This is a genomic window from Xanthomonas sp. WHRI 7065, from assembly GCF_040203115.2.
GTDB lineage: Bacteria > Pseudomonadota > Gammaproteobacteria > Xanthomonadales > Xanthomonadaceae > Xanthomonas > Xanthomonas arboricola.
The window spans coordinates 2,230,283-2,248,391 of sequence record NZ_CP168194.1 but is presented as its reverse complement, the minus strand read 5'-3'; the positions used below and the strand labels follow the sequence as shown (position 1 = coordinate 2,248,391).

The following is an 18,109-nucleotide window of genomic DNA, read 5'->3' as shown; positions in this document are numbered from 1 at the left end:
GTTCAACGGGTGTTTTCTAGGGGAATTCCCGACACACCCCCACCAATTCCCTACCCCTTGTACACATGGCAGTCACGTGCCTGAGACCCGGCTTTACCGGCCAGCCCGGCTTGCCTCAATACAGCAGTTCTAACGCCGTTATCTGACCGACGCATCACACAAGGCATGACGTGCGACGCACTGCTCCAGCACTGCATCGCATGCCAGTCCACCTAACGGCACATTCGCTCAGGTCACTCCATGAATTCCTTTCTGCACCGCTTCAACGTCGGCAAGCGCCTCTCCCTGGCCTTCGGCGTGTTGATCCTTCTGTCCTGCGCGCTGGTGGCCGCCGGCCTGTACACGCTCAGCCAGGCGCGTGAGCGCCTGGATACCATCGTCAACCGCAACATGGCGATGATCCAGTACGCCACCGACATGCTGGACGCCAATGCCACCATCTCGTTGAACCTGCGCAACATCGTGCTGCCGACCACTGCCGAACAGAATCGCCAGTTCGGCGAAGTGATCGACGCCCAGCGCATCCGTTACAAGGAGCTGCGCGAGAAGCTCTACGCGTTCCCCGCCGACGCGCACGACCAGCAATTGCGCAACGCGCTGGATCTGACCCGCGAGCAGGCGCTGGCGCATAACCAGCAGGTACGCGAACTGGGCACGGCCGGCAAGGTCGACCAGGCCATGCCGATCCTGCTCGAGCGCGCCGCACCGGCCACCCAGCGCTGGCAGGATGCGATCCGCACCTACTCGGACGCGCAGCGCAAGAGCAGCCAGCTGGCCTATGACCAGGCCAATGCCTCGATGGCGCGTGGCCGCGCCATGCTGATCGGCGGCGGCCTGGCCGTGGTGCTGCTGAGCGCCCTGCTGGCCTGGACGATCACCCGCAGCCTCACCGGCCCGTTGAACCGCGCCACCCGCGCCGCCGAGGCGATCGCCGACGGCCGGCTCGATAACCAAGTGCACAGCGAGGCCAGCGACGAAACCGGCCGTCTGCTGCAGGCAATGGACAAGATGCAGTCGCAGGTGCGCAACCTGATCACCGCGCAGCTGGACATGGCCAAGCGCCATGACAACGGCCAGATCAGCTTCCGCATGGATGCCGACGCGTTCCCGGGCGACTACGGCCGCATGGCCGGCGATACCAACGCCCTGGTCGACAGCCACGTCCAGGTGACGCTGCGTCTGGCACAGATCATGGGCCGCTACGCCATCGGCGACCTCAGCGAGGACATGGACGCGTTGCCCGGCGAAAAGGCCAGGCTGACCGACACCATGGCGCAAGTGAAAACCAACCTGGCGGCGATGAATCAGCAGATCAAGCAACTGGCCCAGTCCGCTGCCGACGGCGACTTCGGCGCACGCGGCGATGCGGCGCAGTTCCAGTTCGATTTCCGCGTCATGGTCGAGAGCCTCAACCAGTTGATGGCCACCGCCGACGGCAGCCTGCAGTCGCTGTCGGGCATCCTGCGTGCGATTGCGGCGGGCGACCTGACTGCGCGCATGGACGGCGAGTTCAAGGGCGTGTTCGCACAGATGCGCGACGACGCCAACGCCACGGCGACCCAGTTGTCCGGCATCGTCGGGCACATCCAGCACTCGGCCACCTCGATCAATGCTGCCGCCAGCGAGATCGCCGCCGGCAATCAGGACCTGTCGCAGCGCACCGAGCAGCAGGCCGCCAACCTCGAGGAAACCGCTGCCTCGATGGAAGAACTCACCTCCACCGTGCGCCAGAATGCCGAAAGCGCACGCCAGGCCAACCAACTCGCCATCGGCGCCGCCAGTGTGGCCTCGCAGGGTGGCGAGGTGGTCAGCAAGGTGGTCGACACTATGAGCGGCATCGAGGCCTCGTCCAAGCGCATTGCCGACATCATCAGCGTCATCGACGGCATCTCGTTCCAGACCAACATCCTGGCTCTGAATGCCGCCGTGGAAGCGGCGCGTGCCGGTGACCAGGGCCGCGGCTTTGCAGTGGTCGCCTCCGAGGTGCGCACCCTGGCACAGCGTTCGTCGGCGGCGGCCAAGGAGATCAAGAGCCTGATCGACGACTCCGTGCAGCGGGTGGCCGACGGTTCGCAGCTGGTGGACCAGGCCGGCAAGACCATGGCCGAGATCGTCGCCAGCGTGCAGCGTGTCACCAACATCATGGGCGAGATCTCCGCCGCCTCGCAGGAACAGTCGGCCGGCATCGAACAGGTCAACCAGACCGTCACCCACATGGACGAAGCCACCCAGCAGAATGCCGCGCTGGTGGAAGAAGCCACCGCCGCTGCCCGCGCGATGGAAGAACAGGCCCAGCAGCTCACCGAGGCGGTTGCCGTGTTCAAGATCGTCGAGCAGGGCCCGGCCGCACGTCAGCCCGCGGCGATGGTCGCTGCGCCGGTCAATGCACGCTTTGCCGCCCGCCCGGCCGCCCGTGCCGGCAGCAACGCAGCGCCACGCCGCAGCACCGCCGGCACGGCGACAGCGGCAGCCCCGGCAGGCCCCAGCGACTGGCAGGAGTTCTGAGCCCCACCGCAACGCGTCACACCCGCAATCTCCAGAAACACCATTCGAGCGTAGTTTGATTCGGTGACGAATCTTGAGGGTCGCTTCCTAGCGAGGGAAGCGGCCCTTTTTTTTGTTCCGGGCATCGGTCGACATCCGCCGGCGGGCGTCAGACCGAACATCAGGCGACGCGCCATACTTCATCAAAAACTAACAATCGCCGCATCGCCGCTGCGCCCAAATCGGACAAGCGAACTGGACAATTGTGCGGATTTCGACACAAACCATCAATTAATTGCATAAACGGCCGCTATCGACTTCACGCATCCGTAACGCCCTCCCCCGGGCAAGGTCGATTCCTCATGCACTCCTTCAACCGCCTGTCTGTGGGCACCCGGCTGTCCGCGTTGCTGACGTTGGTGATTGCGCTCTCCCTCGGCCTGCTGGCCCTGACCATCTACCGCCAGTCCGCTGACGACATCGAATCCCAGGTCAAGGCCGAGCTGCGCTCCAGCACCCGGTTGATGCAGCAGTCGGTGGCGATGTACGACGTCACACTGACCGAGGGCACCCAGCGCCTGGGCAGCGTGTTCGAGACCATGCTCCCCAGCGGCGAGCGCACTCTCGACACCGCCAGCACCGTCGTCATCGGCGAGCAGCAGACGCCGTCGCTGCGGGCCGGCAAGCAGGCATTGAATCTCAACGTCGACGCGGTGGATCGCTTCGCGCTGACTGCCGGCGGGGTCGCCACCATCTTCGCGCGCACCGGCGACGACTTCGTGCGCATCACCACCTCGCTGCGCAACAAGCAGAATGAGCGCGTGATCGGCACCCTGCTCGACCGCAAGGGCAAGGCCTACGCCGCGCTGTCGCAAGGCAAGGCCTTCACCGGCCAGGCACAGCTGTTCGGCGAGCAGTACATGACCCATTACCAGCCGCTGCGCAATGCCGCCGGCGAGGTGATCGGCGCCCTGTTCGTCGGGCGCAACTACACCCAGGGCCTGGCCGCGCTGAAGGCGCAGGTCAGCACCACCAAGCTGGGCCAGGACGGTTATTTCCTCATCGTCGACATGGCGCCGGGCGAGCACCAGGGCCAGGTCATCGCCGCACCGCCGGGCACACCGGCCACGCTGGCGGCGCTGGTGCCGGCCGAGCAGCAATCGCTGCTGCAGTCGGTGCTGGACGGCAAGCAGCCCAGCGCCAACCTGCAGTTGCGCGATGCCCAGGGCAACGCCCATGCCTTCGAAGTCACCGCCCAGCGCTACGCGCCGTGGCAGTGGGCGGTGATCGGCACCCAGCCGCGCAGTGCCATCGACGGCCCGCTGGACGAGCTGATGGGCAGCATGCTGCTGTTCTCGCTGGTGGTGCTGGGCCTGTGCATCGCAGTGGTCTTCATCGCCGCGCGTAAGATGGTCACCCGCCCGCTGCTGGCGGTGGAACGCGTGCTCGGCGATGTGGCTGCCGGACGCCTGGACAATCCCATCGAGATCGACCGCCACGACGAACTCGGTCGCCTGCTGCTCAATGCACGCGCCATGCGCGACGACCTGCGCGCGCGGCTGCAACGCGATCAGCTGATCGCCAGCGAAGCGCTGCGCGTGCGCACCGCGCTGGACGATGTCAGCACCAACGTGATGATCGCCGATGCCGATCGCCGCATCATCTACGTCAACCGCCCGCTGCAACGCATGCTCAAGAGCGTGCAGGACGAACTGCGCCGCGACCTGCCCAACTTCGATGCCGATGCGCTGATCGATGCCAGCATCGACCAGTTCCATCGCAAGCCTGAACACCAGGCACGCATGCTCGACCAGCTCACCGGCACCCACACCGCGCAGATCCATGTCGGTGGCCGCACCATGCGGCTGGTGGTCAACCCGGTGCTGGGCGCGGCCGGCGAGCGCATGGGCTTTGTGGTCGAGTGGGCCGACCGCACCCAGGAAGTCCAGGTGGAACAGGAGGTCGCACGTATCGTGCAGGCCGCCGCTGCCGGCGACCTGAGCGAGCGCGTCGGCCTGGAAGGCAAGCAGGGCTTCCTGCTGCTGCTTGCCCAGCAACTCAACGCGCTGCTGGACAACAATGCGGACGGGCTGTCGCGCGTGTCCGCCCTGCTCTCTGCGTTGTCGCAGGGCGATCTGACCGCGCGCATGGATGGCGACCTGCAAGGCGTGTTCGCCACCATCCGCGACGATGCCAATGCCACTGCCGACCAGCTGGCCGGCATCGTGCGCCGGATCAAGGACTCCTCGCTGGCGATCAACTCGGCCGCCACCGAGATCGCCACCGGCAATGGCGACCTGTCGCGTCGCACCGAACAGCAAGCCGCGGCCCTGGAAGAAACCGCCGCCTCGATGGAGGAGCTCACCGCCACCGTCAAGCAGAATGCCGACAACGCCGACCAGGCCAATCGGCTGGTGCTGGACGCCGCCGGCGTGGCGGCCCAGGGCGGCGATGTGGTCGGCCGCGTGGTCACCACCATGGCCGACATCGATACCTCGTCCAAGAAGATCGCCGAGATCATCGGCGTCATCGACGGCATCGCCTTCCAGACCAATATCCTGGCCTTGAACGCGGCAGTGGAAGCCGCGCGCGCCGGCGAACAGGGCCGCGGCTTTGCCGTGGTCGCCTCCGAAGTACGTACGCTCGCACAGCGTTCGGCCGGCGCAGCCAAGGAGATCAAGCACCTGATCCAGGACTCGGTGACCCGCATCGGCAACGGCGCTGCACTGGCGTCCGAAGCCGGCAGCACCATGCAGCAGGTGGTCAGCTCGGTGCAGCGCGTCACCGACATCATGAGCGAGATCACCAGCGCCTCGCGCGAGCAGGCCGCCGGCATCACCCAGGTCAACCAGACCGTCACCCAGATGGACGAAACCACCCAGCAGAACGCCGCCCTGGTGGAAGAAGCCACCGCGGCTGCACGCGCGATGGAAGACCAGGCCGCGCAACTGGTGGATGCAGTGGCTGTGTTCCGCCTGGAACAGCAGGACCAACTGAACACCTTGCTGGCCAACGCACGCCACGCCTACACCTGATGCGACAGACGACGACGCGCCCATCGAATATGTAAATCGAGGGCGCGATGCCCTCGCCGCTCGCGGAAACGCCGTGAATCCGTCAGCGAAGACTGCGTCGCGTCGTTTAGGCGCGATCCTGATTGAATCAAAAGCTCAGTGGGTCGAGAGTGCGGTGCCCTCACCGCTTGCGGGACACGCCGTGAATCCGTCCATGGAGGCTCCTTGGCGGCATCCATGCCGCCAAGGGTCCCGCAACCGGCAAGGACACCGCACCAGGAAGTTGGTCGGCCGCTTTCTTGAAGGCTTGTTGCGCGGTATGCGATGGAAAGATCTTCGGACGCACGAGGATCCGAACAACGCGCATCAAGCACTGCCCTTACCGTGCACACCGACCATCTCCACTGGTCCTTGCCCGCTCACCGTCGCGGGACCTTACGCGGCATGGATGCCGCGTAAGAGCCTACAGGGACGTACTTGCGGCGTGTCCTGCGATGGTGGGCGGGCAAGGACCCTGCAGCAAAGTCGCAGATCACCCGCTCTGCGACTGATGTATCCGCACCATCCAAGCCCATCGAAACACAGCGCCTGAAAAAACGAGACCCCTGGAATCGTTGCCGCGTTCAGACGCGATCAGATGCTCAGATCAAAAGCTCGGTGAGTCGAGTACGCGGTGCCCTCACCACTTGCGGGACACGCCGTGAATCCATCCATGGAGGCTCCTTGGCGGCATCCATGCCGCCAAGGGTCCCGCAACCGGCAAGGACACCGCACCAGGAAGTTGGTCGGCTGCTTTCTTGAAAGCTTGTTGTTCGGCTCGTGATGGAAGATTGTTGAACGTGCAATCCGAACAACGCGCATCAAGCACTGCCCTTACCGTGCACACCAACCATCTCCACTGGTCCTTGCCCGCCCACCGTCGCGGGACCTTACGCGGCATGGATGCCGCGCCAGAGCCTACACGGACGTACTTGCGGCGTGTCATGCGATGGTGGGCGGGCAAGGACCCTGCAGCCAAGCGGCAGGACCACGCGCTCTACACTTGATCCATGTGCACTATCCAGCCACTGGAAACACAACACCCAAAGCAACCAAGGCTTCATGCAATAGTTTTTGTCAGCTGCTCTTAAAGATTTCGCTTTGCCGCCGATATCAAGTCGACGCCGTGACAACCGTTCCGGCGTCTTCCCGCATCCACAGTGCCTGTGCCCATGTCCCAAGGCGATACCTCAGAGCTGGACCACGATGCCGACCACCTTGCCGAAGGTGACGAGCGCTATCTGCTGCGCAACAAACGGCAGATCCGTGGCCTGCTGCGCCAGTTGCTCGACCAGCGCGCCATCGTGACCATGCATGTGGCCGGGCGCGACATGGCCGTGCCCACCGCCGTGCTCGAGGTAGACGAAGACGACGACTGCGTGATTCTGGACGGCAGCCATAACGAAGCCTCCAACCGCGCCATCCAGGACGCCAAGTACCTGCTGTGCTATGCGCAGCTGGAACGGGTCAATATACGCTTCCGCCTGGAAACGCCCGAGCGGCTGGAGCGCGACATCCACGTTGCCTTCCGCGCCGAGCTGCCCGAGGCGATGTATCACCTGCAGCGTCGCGAGTCGTACCGGCTGGAAACGCCGATCACCGACTCGCCCGTCTGCATCATTCGCCAGGATGAAGCACAGGGCGGCAATCTCAACCTGCAGCTGCGCGTGATCGATATCAGCAGCGGTGGCCTGGCGGTCTCGCTCATCGATGGCATGCCCCTGCTCGAACCGCAGCGCACCTACCGCAACTGCACGCTGCAGTTGCCCGACACCGCGCCGATCACCCTGCCGCTAACGGTGTGCAGCCAATACAAGCAAACCCTGCCCAACGGCAGCGAAGGTTTCCGCGTCGGCATGCAGTTCAGCGACCTGCCACGCGGCGCCGACGAGACCATCCAGCGCTACATCTTCCGGGTCGACCGCCAGCGCAATGCGCGCAAGAGCGGCGTGTTCTGAACCCACCCGCACCAGCCACGGCGCGCGGCTAAAGTTGCCCTGCGCTGCGCCGATGTTGCTAGGGCAATCCTCATCCGCATGCTTTTCCTATAGCTGCAATCCGACACTCAGCCGCAACGCCCGGAGTTTCCATGAACGACAAAAGCACGACCACCGGCACCGGTGGTGAATTCCTCAGCTTCGCCCTGGGCGAAGAACACTACGGCGTGGACATCCTGAAGGTGCAGGAAATCCGCGGCTACGATTCGGTCACCCGCCTGCCCGACGCACCGGACTACATCAAGGGTGTGATCAACCTGCGCGGCACCATCGTGCCGGTGATCGACCTGCGCCTGAAGCTGCGCCTGAAAGAAGCGCGCTACGACGCCTTCACCGTGATGATCGTGCTCAACGTCGAAGACCGTGTGGTCGGCATCGTTGTGGACAGCGTCTCGGACGTGATTCCGCTCAACGACGACCAGATCCGCCCCACCCCCGAATTCGGCGCCTCGGTCGACACCCGCTTCATCTCGGGCATCGGCACCCAGGACGATCGCATGCTGATCCTGCTGGATATCGAGACCCTGCTGGACAGCACCGAGCTCGGTCAGCAGCAACTGGCCGAAGAAGCGGCCTGATTCAGACCATCTGGTGTCGGGAGCTTCCCGACACGAGACGCACAACGAAGTTGAAGTGAGATAGAAATCACGTTTTTCGGATTCAAGTTGAACGGCGGCTAGCCGATAGCTGAATAGAAGCCCGCGTACACAAACGGGTCACCGTTCGACTTTTGATTCTGGAGAATCCCAATGAAGTTCCTGCTCTCGCTCCTCCCCGTCGCTGCTCTCGTGATCGTTGCTCCCACGCTGTCGGCTCAGTCGCAGGAAATGATTCCGCCAGAAATGGCGACCCGTTTCGTCGGCAAGGACGGCATGGTGTGCGGCAAGGTCGAAAAGGCCAAGTACGCCCAGAGCTCGGAAGGTGAACCCACCTTCCTGTACATGGGCGGCATGTTCCCGCGTCACACCTTCTCGGCCCGCATCGACGGCGCCAACCGCGGCAAGTTCAGCTTTGCCCCGGAAAGCCTGGAAGGCAAGGACGTCTGTGTGCTCGGCAAGATCCAGCGTGACAGCTCGCGTGCCGAAATCGAAGTCAGCTCGCCGGCCAGCCTGAAGCTGGCCACCATCAAGTAATCGCCCACAGATCGCCACGCCCTCGCGCGTGGCGATCTGCTGTTTGCGGTTATGCGCACTGACTTCTATCGGGGAATCGTGTCAATGCAATGGATCAACAATCTGAAATTGATGCCCAAGCTGATGCTGGCGTTCGGCATCGTGCTGCTGATCATGCTGGTGCAGGGCATCATCGCCTATGCCGGCCTGGCGTCGCTCAATAACGTCACCCGCGATCTGGCCGGCAATACCATGTCCAGCGTGCGCGAAGCAGGCGACCTGCGCGGCATGCTCGGCGAATATCGAAATGCGTCTTATCAGAATCTGGTGCGCGCCAGCGACTCGGTCAAGCAGGAAGCCAAGGTCCGCGCCAAGCGGCTCCATGGCGAAATCGAAGCCACGATCAAGGGCTACCCCCGCCTGATCGAGAGCCCGCAGCAGAAGAAGTTGTTCGACGTGTTCGTGGCGGACTGGAAGAAGGCAGCGGCCTCCTACGCCAGCGTCGACGAAATGGTCGAGCTCAATCTGCCCGACGATGCCGTCGACACCTTTGTCGGCGAGACCCGCACCCTGCACAACAAGGCCAAGGATTCGCTGGCCGCGTTGATCGTCGAAGACAACAAGTTGGCGCAGGCTGCCAAGAGCAAGGCCGAAAAAGTCCATGCCACCTCGGTCTCGCTGACCGTGATGGTGCTGTTGATCGGCATCGCCGGTGGCCTGGGCCTGGCATTCCTGTTCGCACGTTCCATCGTCAAGAGCATGCGCGGCGCCGTTTCCACCGCCACCGAAATCGCCAGCGGCAAGCTGGATGGCCAGATCAATGTGCAGGGCCAGGACGAAGTGGGCGAACTGATGCGCTCCATGCACCGCATGCAGCGCGACCTGAAGGAACGCATCGAACGCGATCAGAAGATTGCCGACGAAAACCTGCGCATCCGTACCGCGCTGGACAAATCGTCCACCAGCACCTTCATCACCAACGCCGATCGGGTCATGATCTACGCCAACGAGGCGTTCATGAAGCTGGTCACGCATTACGAAGGCAGCATTCGTCTGTCCTCGCCCGATTTTGAAGCCGGCAAGATCATCGGCCAGCACATCAGCTATCTCGGCCTGCCCGAAACGACCGTGCGCAAGGCCATCGCAGCACTGGAACGCGACGGCATCACCAGCTTCGAAGAGCGCTACGGCGAGTTTGTGATGATGCAGACCGTCACCGTCATCAAGAACGAGCAGGGCGAAAGCACCGGCGATGTCTGCGAATGGCGCGACCGCACCATCGAAGTCCAGGTTGAAGAGGAAGTCGCCCGCATCGTGCGTGCCGCCGCCAGCGGCGACATGAGCGGCCGGGTGGAAACCGACGGCAAGCAGGGCTTCTTCCTGCAGCTGGCCCAGCAGCTCAACGGCCTGCTGGATGCCAACGCCGGCAGCCTGGAGCAGATCTCCGCATTGCTGTCGGCGCTGTCGCGCGGCGACCTGACCGTGCGCATGCACGGCGAATTCAGCGGCGTGTTCGCGCAGATGCGTGACGATGCCAATGCCACCGCCGAGCAGCTGGCCGACATCGTCGGACGCATCAAGGTCTCGTCCACCGCGATCAACTCGGCGGCCGGCGAGATTGCCTCCGGCAACAGCGACCTGTCGCATCGTACCGAGCAGCAGGCCGCCAACCTGGAAGAAACCGCTGCCTCGATGGAGGAGCTCACCTCCACCGTCCGGCAGAACGCCGAAAGCGCCCGTCAGGCCAACCAGTTGGCCATCGGCGCCACCGGCGTGGCCTCGCAGGGCGGCGACGTGGTCTCGCAGGTGGTCACCACCATGTCGGGCATCGAAGCCTCGTCCAAGAAGATTGCCGACATCATCTCGGTGATCGACGGCATCGCGTTCCAGACCAACATCCTGGCCTTGAACGCAGCGGTGGAAGCCGCCCGTGCCGGCGAACAGGGTCGCGGCTTTGCCGTGGTCGCCTCGGAAGTACGCACGCTGGCACAGCGTTCGGCCGGCGCCGCCAAGGAGATCAAGGGCTTGATCGACGACTCCGTGCACAAAGTGGCCGAGGGTTCGGCACTGGTGCGCAAGGCCGGTGCGACCATGGCCGAGATCGTGGCCAGCGTGCAGCGCGTGACCGACATCATGGGCGAGATCTCTGCGGCCTCGCAGGAACAGTCGGCCGGCATCGAGCAGGTCAACCAGACCATCACCCAGATGGACGAAACCACCCAGCAGAACGCCGCGCTGGTGGAAGAAGCCACTGCGGCCGCACGCTCGATGGAAGAGCAGGCCGGCCACCTGGCCGAAGCGGTGTCGGTGTTCAAGCTGGACGAGCCAGCCTCCCAGGCCTCCCCGGCCGCCCGCGTGCGCGCGGTCGCCTCGCGCCCGGTGGCGGTGAAGTCCGCAGCCAAGCCGGCGGCGCGCGCAGCGGCCACCTCGTCACGGCCGGCCAAGCCGCAGGCCGCGTTGGCCGACGGTAACTGGCAAGAGTTCTGATCCACCGCTGTCACCCACAAAGCCCCGGCACTGCCGGGGCTTTGTGTATCTGCCCTCGGGGCAGCGCGCATTGCCCCGCCGCTGGGTGCGATCGCACCGCCCACGCCGCGCCGGGCACCGTCAGCAGGCCCGACTGTCTGCGATACGTGATTGGTGCTTCAGTTGCATGACCACGTGGCCGATATCCAGTCATAGCTAACGACGCGCATGGATATGACGACCACCTCGACTTCCGCTTCAGACACACGCGAATTTGATTTTGGCGACCGCGATTTCAAGCGCGTCTGCGACCTGATCTATCAGCGTGTCGGCATCGCCCTGGCTCCGGCCAAGCGCGACATGGTGTATGGCCGGTTGTCGCGTCGTCTTCGCGTGCTCGGCCTGCGCTCCTTCCGCGACTACCTGGACCAGCTGGAAGCAGGCAACGACGAAGAGGAATGGCAGGCGTTCACCAATGCGCTGACCACCAATCTGACCTCGTTCTTCCGCGAGCCGCACCACTTCGACAAGCTGCGCGAAGAACTGCAAAAGCGCGCCTCGCAGGCACCATTGAAGATCTGGTCCTGCGCGGCCTCGACCGGCGAGGAGCCCTACTCCATCGCCATCACCGCCTGCGAAGCCTTCGGCACCTTGACCCCGCCGGTCAGCATCGTCGCCACCGACGTCGACACCCAGGTGCTGGAAACCGCCTCGCGCGGCGTCTACGCCATCGACCGCGTCGCCTCGCTGGACGCATCGATCAAGCGCAAGTACTTCCAGCGCGGCAGCGGCCCCAACGAAGGCAAGTGCCGGGTCATCCCGGCGTTGCGCCAGCTCATCGAATACCGCCAGCTGAACCTGCTGGCACCGCGTTACGATGTCGGCGGCCCGTACGCGGCGCTGTTCTGCCGCAACGTGATGATCTATTTCGACAAGCCGACCCAGCGCGGCATCCTGTCGCGGCTGGTCAGCCATATGGGCGACGACGGTCTGCTCTACACCGGGCATTCGGAGAACTACCTGCACGCGGCCGATCTGATCCAGCCGTGCGGGCGCACGCTGTATCGGCGCAGCCCGCGCGCCGGAGCGTCTGCATGAGTACCGCCGTGCAGGTCGACGATGTCATGCGCTACCGCGATTCGCGGTTCCAGACCATCACCGCCAAGCTGCTGCCCACCCAGTACCTGGTGGTCGACGACGACACCGCGTTGACGACCACCTTGGGATCGTGCGTTGCCGCCTGCCTGCGCGACCCGGTCCTGAAGATCGGCGGCATGAATCACTTCCTGTTGCCGGAAGGCCAGGTTGGCGATGGCGCACCCGCGCGTTACGGCAGTTATGCGATGGAGTTGCTGATCAACGACATGCTCAAGCGCGGCGCGCATCGCAAACGCATCGAAGCCAAGGTCTTCGGCGGCGCCAACGTGCTCAAGGGCTTCACCAGCAACCCGGTCGGCACCCGCAACGCCGAGTTCGTGCGCCAGTATCTGCAGGCCGAACACATTCCCATCATTGCCGAAGATCTGTGCGGCATCCATCCGCGCAAGGTGTGGTTCTTCCCGACGACCGGACGCGTGGTCGTGCAGCGTTTGCCGCATGCACACGAAGCCGAAGTCGCCGCCGCCGAATCGGCCGTGCGCGCCCGTCTGTCCAAAGCACCGGTTACCGGTGGAGTGGAGTTGTTCGAATGACGCTGGAAACTCCTGTGCGTGTATTGATCGTCGACGACTCGGCGGTCGTACGCCAGATGCTGACCGAAATCCTCTCGCGCGATGCCGGCATCGAGGTGATCGGCTCGGCCGCCGACCCGATCCTGGCGCGCGAAAAGATCAAACGCCTCAATCCGGACGTGATCACGCTGGATGTGGAAATGCCGCGTATGGACGGCCTGGTGTTTCTGGAAAACCTGATGCGCCTGCGCCCCACCCCGGTGGTGATGATTTCGTCGCTGACCGAGCGCGGCGCCGACACCACCCTGCAGGCCTTGTCGCTGGGTGCGGTGGATTTCGTCTCCAAGCCCAAGATCGACGTCGCACGCGGGCTGGAAGGCTACGCGGAAGAGATCGTCAGCAAGGTCAAGATGGCCTCCAAGGCCAGGGTCAGCGCGCTCAATCGTCCCAGCGCGCCCAAGGTCACCCTGGACATGCAGTCCGCCCCGGTACCCGGCAGCGCGCTGCGCTTCCGCACCACCGACCGCCTAATCGCCATCGGCGCCTCCGCCGGCGGCACCGAAGCCCTGCGCGTGGTGCTCGAACACATGCCCGCCGATGCCCCGGCGGTGGTGATGACCCAGCATCTGCCGGCCAGCTTCAGCACCGCCTTCGCCGAGCGCCTCAATCGCCACTCGGCGATGTCGGTGCGCGAGGCCAGCGATGGCGAGGCGATCCTGCCGGGCCACGCCTACCTGCCGCCGGGCGGCCAGCACTTGCGCATCATCCGCGACGGTGCGCGCTGGCGCTGCCGCATCGACGACGGCCCGCCGGTCAATCGCCACAAGCCGGCGGTGGACGTGCTGTTCCGCTCGGTCGCCGCCAACGCCGGCCCGAATGCGGTCGGCGCCATCCTCACCGGCATGGGTGACGACGGTGCACGCGGCCTGCTGGAAATGCTGCAGGCCGGCGCGCCCACGCTGGTGCAGGACGAAGCCAGCAGCGTGGTGTGGGGCATGCCCGGCGCCGCCTACAAGCTCGGTGCCGCGCAGGAAGTGGTGCCGCTGAACCGCGTTGCCGAGCGCCTGATCGCGCTGTCGGCACAGGCACGCTGATCCGGCATGATGGCCCGTCCCCCGCATCCGACCGAACAGGCGGCGGCTCCCGGCATTACGGGAACCGCGTCGCTGGCGACGGCGGATGCGCCGGCAGATCACGCGCCCGCCCCCGGGATGATCAAGCCCGGCCCGCTCACCGCTGGCATAACCAGGCCTGACGAACATCCCGACGCCACGCGCTCACGCCTGCTGGCCGAAGCGCTGGACGGCAGCAGTAGTGCGATCCTGATCTGCGATCTGCAATCGCGCCTGCTCTACGCAAATGAGGGCTTCCAGCGCATGTTCGGCTATACCGAAGCCGAACTGGTGGGCAAGCGTCCGTCGGACGTGCTCACCCGCGCGCAAAGCGGCCAGGAAGAAGTGGCGCGCATCCGCGACCGCGCCGACGCGTTGCAGCAGACCCAGGCCGACCTGCTGGTGTACCGCAAGGACGGCACCCCGCTGTGGATCTCGCTCAACTTCAATCCGATCTACGATGCCAGGCATCTGCCATCGCATTACGTGGCGGTGCTGACCGACATCACCGACACCAAGATGCATGAGGTGCTGCAGCACCGCGTGCTCGAGGCGCTGGTCCAGGAGCGGCCGCTGATCGAGGTGATGACGCTGATCTGCACCGAGGTCGAGCGCATCGCACCGGACGTGCTGGCCACGGTCATGAGCGCGGACAATCAGGGCTGCCTGCATTCGCTGGCCGCACCCAGCCTGCCGCCGGAATACGCCGATGCGGTCAACGGCTTGAAGATCGCGCCGGGTGCAGGCGCCTGCGGCACGGCCGCCTGGCGCGGCCGGCCGGTGATGGTGGAAGACATCGCCACCGACCCGCTGTTTGCGCAATTCCGCGAACTCTTGCTGCCGATGGGCTTGCGCGCGTGCTGGAGCACGCCGATCCGCTCCAACAGCGCACGCGTGCTCGGTACCTTCGCGCTGTACTACCGCAAGGCGCAGCGTGCCGATGCCTGGCACGTGCGCCTTACCGATCTGTGCCAGCAGCTGTGCACGCTGGCGCTGGAACGCGAACAGATCCGTCAACGCGTGCATCAACTGGCGTTCTACGATGCGCTGACCGGCTTGCCCAACCGCATCATGTTCAGCGCACGCGCCGAGCAAGCACTGACGCAGGCCGAATACGCCGGCGAACCGGCCACGTTGATGTTCATCAACATCGACCGCTTCAAGTTGATCAACGACAGCCAGGGCCATGCCGCCGGCGACGGGTTGTTGCGCGACATCGCTTTGCGCATCGGCGAACAGCTGACCGCCACCGCCATGCTGGCGCGCCTGGCCGGCGACGAATTTGCACTCGCGCTGCCGCAATGCAGCGCCGAGCAGGCCAGTGCCGCCGCAGAACGCGTGCTGGGCACCATTGCCAGGCCGCTGCCGGTCGGGCACATGACCGTGCATCCGTCAGCCAGCATCGGCGTGGCGATGTTTCCCGAGGATGGGCGCGACATCAACATCCTGCTGCGGCATGCCGATCTGGCCATGAATCGCGCCAAGCAGGAAGGTGGCGGACGGTTCCGCTTCTTCAGTTCCGACATGAACCGCATGGCGCAGGAGCGCGTGGCGCTGGAAGCGGAGCTGCGCCAGGCGATCGGCCGCGATCAGCTGCAACTGCACTATCAACCGCAGTTGCACAGCGCTGCACCGCACGCGCTGTACGGCGTGGAAGCGCTGTTGCGCTGGAATCATCCGCAAATGGGCGCCATTTCGCCGGCGCGGTTTCTGCCCGTGGCCGAAGAACAAGGCATGATGCCGCAGCTCAACGACTGGGTGCTGCGCAGCGCCTGCCGGCAGATCGCCGATTGGCGCAAGCGTGGCGTGCCGGTGTCGCGCGTGTCGGTGAACCTGTCGGCGAGCAGCTTCGAAAGCCCGCGCATGCTCAGCGACCTGTTGCGCCTGATCGCCGACATGGGCGCGCAGCCCTCCGACCTCACGCTGGAAATGACCGAGAGCGTGATGCTCTCCGGGCAACCCGGCGTCCTGGAAAACCTGCACGCCATCCGCGAAGCCGGCATCTCGTTGTCGCTGGACGACTTCGGCACCGGCTACTCGAGCCTGAGCCATCTGCATCGCCTGCCGATCGACGAACTCAAGCTGGACATGAGCTTCGTGCGCGACATCGAACACAGCGAAGACGCCCGCGCCCTCACCACCTCGGTGCTGCGCATCGGCGAGCATCTGCGCAAGCACGTGGTTGCCGAAGGCGTGGAAAACGAAGCCCAACGCCTGTTCCTCGCCGACCTCGGCTGCGAAGTGCTGCAGGGCTATCTATTTTCGCGGCCATTGCCGGCGGCGGCACTGGAAGCCTGGTTGGGCGCGCAGTCTTAGAGCGGCTCACGACACTACGTCGTGGTTTGGCAGGCTGTTCTCATAGCGTTTTACGCTCGCATCAGCAAGTTGAGGCAACCTGCCAGACGGCAAATCATCTGATCTGGTGCTTCGGTGCAGGGCCCTTGCCCGCCCACCCTCGCAGGAAACGCCGCAAGTACGTCCCTGTAGGCTCTTACGCGGCATCCATGCCGCGTAAGGTCCCGCGACGGTGGGCGGGCAAGGACGAGTCGAGAGGATCGGTGTGCATGGCAACAGCAGGAACGGCGGCCGGCGGGTTAGATGCAGCGCTGGTTCCGTGGACCTTGTGTGATCTGGCCGACGTGGTCTGATTTCCAAAGCTTTCCGTCGAAGGCGGGCCGCAAGTTGCTTGGGTTGCCCTTATCGCTAAATAGCCATGCACCCATGCAGGCGACAAAGCCATTGCGTTTAATGACCTCGCTCAAGTCATCTCGCTTTTGCGGTTGCATCAGTGCACGACCAACTTAGGAGGCGTGATGTCCTTGCCGGTTCCGGGACCCTTGGCGGCATGGATGCCGCCAAGGAGCCTCCACGGACGGATTCACGGCGTGTCCCGGAAGTGGTGAGGGCGTCGCGCCCTCGACCAACCGGCTTTGCTGGTTTGAAACGGCAGACAGAGCTCAAAAACAGGTTGTTCTGAGCTCAGGCTGCACGACATGGAAGAAGCGAACACAAAGCACCTGATCTGGCGCTTCGATGCAGGGCCCTTGCCCGCCCACCATCGCAGGACACGCCGCAAGTACGTCCATGTAGGCTCTTACGCGTCATCCATGCCGCGTAAGGTCCCGCGACGGTGGGCGGGCAAGGACCCGTCGGGATGGTCGGTGCTCATGCTTGCAAGCAACGCACGATGTCGTTCTGATCGCCAGATCAGCGGCACATCATGAGAGCGATGCCTGTGCCTGACTGTTGTCTTCAAGCGCGCGCCTTTCCATCCGCGTCGAATCCGATGCCACGGTGCGCTTCAACCAACCCAGCAATTGCGCAGTGACGAAGGCCGGATTCTCCAGCGATGCGATATGTCCGGCATCGGGGATCAGCTCGTAGTCGCAACCGATCACCTCGGCCATCAGCCACAGCTCTTCGGGCGGGCGCGGAATATCGTCTGCGCCGCCGAGCAGGAAGGTACTGGCCGGATTCAGCGCGGACATCGCCTCCAGGCGATCCGCGCGCCCGAAGATCAGCCGGCCCAGCGGCACGATCGAGGTTCGCAACTGCTCGGCCGACATCGCCGCCAGGCGCTGCGCAAACGCAGCCGGCAGCGCGGAATTCAGATCGATGCCGGGGCGGAAAAAGATCGGCACGATCGCCTCGATCAACGCGGGCGTCACCTGCCCGGCCGCTTCGATCGCATCGAGCAGAGCGAAATAACGCGTTTGCGTGGCCTGCGGCTCGGCACCCAGGAAGGTATCCATCAGCACCAGGCTGCGCACGCGCTCCGGTGCCAGCAACGCCAGCTCGGCGCCCCACATACCACCGACCGACAGGCCGACCACCGCGCATTGCGGCAGTTCCAGCGCATCCAGCAACAGCAGCATCTGCCTGGCAAGATCGCCAACCGTCTGCGTGCCCGCTGGCAGCGCCGCCGATTGCCCGTGCCCCCACAACTCAGGAACGATGACCCGATAGCGCTGCGAAAGCGACTGGATCTGCGGCTCCCACATGGCCGCGTCCCAGAGATAACTGTGGCCAAGCAACACCGGAAACCCTTGACCGTATTGTGCGTAGTGCAGCGTTTGACCAGCGATCGTGCAAGTGGGCATTGGAGATCAATCAGAGCGATGGGAGCGGCGCCACTCTAGACCTCCGGACTTCAGATTTTTGTTGCAACGCGACAGCCGAGTTAACTGCGATTGCCTTAACTCCCGGCATTACGCA

The 18,109-nt window shown here is 64.5% G+C and carries 11 protein-coding genes; 10 read left to right on the top strand and 1 reads right to left on the bottom strand.

Going from position 1 to position 18,109, the window contains the following annotated elements:
* The first annotated feature begins 240 nt into the window (after nt 1–240).
* From ABQY64_RS09685 to ABQY64_RS09640, 10 genes are all read left to right on the top strand, one after another.
* The gene (locus ABQY64_RS09685) at nt 241–2,505 is read left to right on the top strand and encodes a methyl-accepting chemotaxis protein (RefSeq protein WP_349780709.1); all 2,265 of its coding nucleotides are present in this window, start codon (nt 241–243) and stop codon (nt 2,503–2,505) included.
* A 341-nt stretch (nt 2,506–2,846) separates the two neighbouring features.
* The gene (locus tag ABQY64_RS09680) at nt 2,847–5,519 is read left to right on the top strand and encodes a Cache 3/Cache 2 fusion domain-containing protein (RefSeq protein WP_349780708.1); all 2,673 of its coding nucleotides are present in this window, start codon (nt 2,847–2,849) and stop codon (nt 5,517–5,519) included.
* Nucleotides 5,520–6,709: 1,190 nt separating this feature from the next.
* Entirely contained in the window at nt 6,710–7,495 is a 786-nt protein-coding gene (locus ABQY64_RS09675; protein WP_349780705.1) for a flagellar brake protein, read from the top strand.
* A 131-nt stretch (nt 7,496–7,626) separates the two neighbouring features.
* Complete coding sequence (locus tag ABQY64_RS09670) at nt 7,627–8,112, top strand: chemotaxis protein CheW (RefSeq protein WP_016904902.1); 486 nt, start codon at nt 7,627–7,629, stop codon at nt 8,110–8,112.
* A gap of 171 nt (nt 8,113–8,283) precedes the next feature.
* Nucleotides 8,284–8,667: a hypothetical protein gene (locus ABQY64_RS09665; RefSeq protein ID WP_005993867.1), complete on the top strand. Its 384-nt coding sequence runs from the start codon at nt 8,284–8,286 to the stop codon at nt 8,665–8,667.
* A gap of 84 nt (nt 8,668–8,751) precedes the next feature.
* Nucleotides 8,752–11,133 (top strand): methyl-accepting chemotaxis protein, encoded by a 2,382-nt coding sequence (locus ABQY64_RS09660; RefSeq protein WP_164736937.1) that lies wholly within the window; start codon nt 8,752–8,754, stop codon nt 11,131–11,133.
* Between the two features lie 207 nt (nt 11,134–11,340).
* Nucleotides 11,341–12,210 carry a CheR family methyltransferase gene (locus tag ABQY64_RS09655; RefSeq protein ID WP_024937700.1) on the top strand — a complete coding sequence of 290 codons (870 nt, stop codon included), beginning with the start codon at nt 11,341–11,343 and terminating at the stop codon, nt 12,208–12,210.
* Complete coding sequence (gene cheD / locus ABQY64_RS09650) at nt 12,207–12,803, top strand: chemoreceptor glutamine deamidase CheD (RefSeq protein ID WP_024937701.1); 597 nt, start codon at nt 12,207–12,209, stop codon at nt 12,801–12,803. The genes ABQY64_RS09655 and cheD overlap by 4 nt, the downstream gene beginning before the upstream one ends.
* A complete protein-coding gene (locus ABQY64_RS09645; protein ID WP_047128639.1) occupies nt 12,800–13,876 on the top strand; it encodes a chemotaxis response regulator protein-glutamate methylesterase in 1,077 nt (358 codons plus the stop codon). The genes cheD and ABQY64_RS09645 overlap by 4 nt, the downstream gene beginning before the upstream one ends.
* A gap of 6 nt (nt 13,877–13,882) precedes the next feature.
* Nucleotides 13,883–16,210: an EAL domain-containing protein gene (locus ABQY64_RS09640; RefSeq protein WP_349780704.1), complete on the top strand. Its 2,328-nt coding sequence runs from the start codon at nt 13,883–13,885 to the stop codon at nt 16,208–16,210.
* A gap of 902 nt (nt 16,211–17,112) precedes the next feature.
* Here ABQY64_RS09640 and ABQY64_RS09635 read toward each other — a convergent pair.
* Entirely contained in the window at nt 17,113–17,994 is an 882-nt protein-coding gene (locus ABQY64_RS09635; RefSeq protein WP_349780703.1) for an alpha/beta fold hydrolase, read from the bottom strand.
* Between the last annotated feature and the right edge of the window lie 115 nt (nt 17,995–18,109).